Raw genomic sequence first — 1,819 nt, forward strand, 5'->3', positions numbered from 1 at the left:
CTCTATTGGCAATTGGATGTGGCACAGCAATTCATTTATTAACATTCCTAAGCAGTGCAGCGGGTTTGCTTGCTAAATTAGCTGGACCCTTAATCTTCTTATATTTAATTGCCTGGATTGCTTTCAGCATTATCGGATACCTGTATAAAATTGTCCCCTTTTTATGGTGGACACACAAATACAGCAAGGAGATTGGAAAACAAAAAGTCCCTTCCTTAAAGGAGATGATGGATGAAAAAATGGCCCTGCCGCTTTTCATCATGTTCACTGCCGGGGTATGCTTCCTTGTCTTCTCCTTTGCAGCAAAATGGATGTATTTATTTTATTTTGGCCAGGGACTGCTTTTAATCGCTGCGACTTTATTCAGCCTGACAATTGCCAAAGTGGTAAGAAAATGAGGAGGAATTTCATATGACGGTTCTAAAAAATAAAATTAGAGAAAATTTAAAAACAGTTTATGATCCAGAATTGAATATCAATGTAGTCGATTTAGGCCTGATTTATGATATAGATATACCTGAGCCAAGAACCGCAAGAGTATTGATGACACTTACAACACCTGGCTGCCCTCTCCATGACAGCATTGTGAGCGGAATCAAATACTGTGTAATGGGCATGGAAGAAATTGATCACGCAGACGTTCAATTAACATGGGAGCCTGCCTGGACCCCGGATATGATGACTGAAGATGGTAAACGAATGCTGCAGGGATAATAAAAAAGACAAAAAAAGAAACGCTTGAAATCAAGCGTTTCTTTGTATTTATCTAGGGTTTGAAAGGCCAAATGACAATGCCTGGCGAAAGTTATTTTCTGCTTCCTGCAAGTCGGCAAACTGAGCTTCATTTTGCTGAAATTCATTTTTCAAAGCTTCAGAGCATGAAGACAGTGCTTTTGAAATTCTATGGAAATCAATAAAAGAATAATTCATTGCCATCCCTCCAATCTTTCAAAGATAAATGTATTTTATTCGCCAATTAATAAAATTATTCCAGAAGAACAAGCTTAAAAAGTAGGCTACCCTGAAAATATGCACAATAAAAAAATGAGAAATCTTTATAGGTAAAAATGCATCATTTCATTCAACATGGTGCGAATTTTTATTAGCATGGATGGCTCTGTTAACCTTAATATTGGTTTCCGCTCTAGGCATTCGCTTTCCGAGGAAGAATTAAGAAAAGGCGCAACTGCCGGCTTTTTCATAAACAAATTATTCTAGGGGAGGCAGGTGCTAAAACCTTCCATTTGTTAGTTACAAAACCTATAAAAGCCGCATCCTGATGGAAGCGGCTTTTCTTATTTAACATGATATAGCATGGAAAAGAACAGTTTTACTTATCACCCCGTGGCGGACGCTTGCCCCAATACTGGTAATAGTCTGTCCTGATAAATCCATTGAAAAGCTTTCGCTTCTTTGTTGCTGGTTTTCCGTATACTTGTTCAAAGTCTTCATTTGATGAAAGCATGTAGATGGACCAGGTATCAAGAGGTTCAAATGTTCTGCCCATTTCCTTGTACATTTCCTCCACTGCTTTTTTCTCACCAAGACGCTCGCCATATGGAGGATTGCCCACAATAACTCCATATTCCTTTCTTGTCGTGAAATCCTGAACTCGCATTTGCTTGAAGGAAATAAGATCGCCTAGCCCTGCCTCGAAGGCATTCTCCTCTGCAATCTTGACCATTCTGTGGTCGATGTCCATTCCACTTATATCAAGAGGCTGATCATACTTTGCAAGATCCTCTGCCTCTGTCCTGACTTCATCCCAGATAGAATCAGCTATCAATCCCCACCCTTCGGAAACAAACTCACGGTTAAA

3 protein-coding genes and 1 pseudogene are annotated in these 1,819 nt (G+C 39.4%); 2 read left to right on the top strand and 2 right to left on the bottom strand.

From position 1 onward, the window contains the following. Together WB217_RS13995 and WB217_RS14000 are read left to right on the top strand one after the other, a co-directional pair. Positions 1-398 (top strand): annotated as a pseudogene (locus tag WB217_RS13995) (hypothetical protein); the annotation flags it as partial. A gap of 13 nt (positions 399-411) precedes the next feature. Beyond that, complete coding sequence (locus tag WB217_RS14000; RefSeq protein WP_423993834.1) at positions 412-714, top strand: metal-sulfur cluster assembly factor; 303 nt, start codon at positions 412-414, stop codon at positions 712-714. Positions 715-762: 48 nt separating this feature from the next. Here the strand turns inward: WB217_RS14000 and WB217_RS14005 are convergent, their stop codons facing one another. After that, positions 763-930, bottom strand: a complete 168-nt coding sequence (locus tag WB217_RS14005) for a hypothetical protein (RefSeq protein ID WP_423993836.1) — start codon at positions 928-930, stop codon at positions 763-765. A gap of 400 nt (positions 931-1,330) precedes the next feature. Further along, positions 1,331-1,819: THUMP domain-containing class I SAM-dependent RNA methyltransferase (locus WB217_RS14010; protein WP_423993838.1), on the bottom strand; the 489-nt coding region annotated here is incomplete at its 5' end.

Source organism: Mesobacillus sp. (genome assembly GCF_049588175.1).
In the GTDB taxonomy this organism is placed as follows: domain Bacteria; phylum Bacillota; class Bacilli; order Bacillales; family Cytobacillaceae; genus Mesobacillus.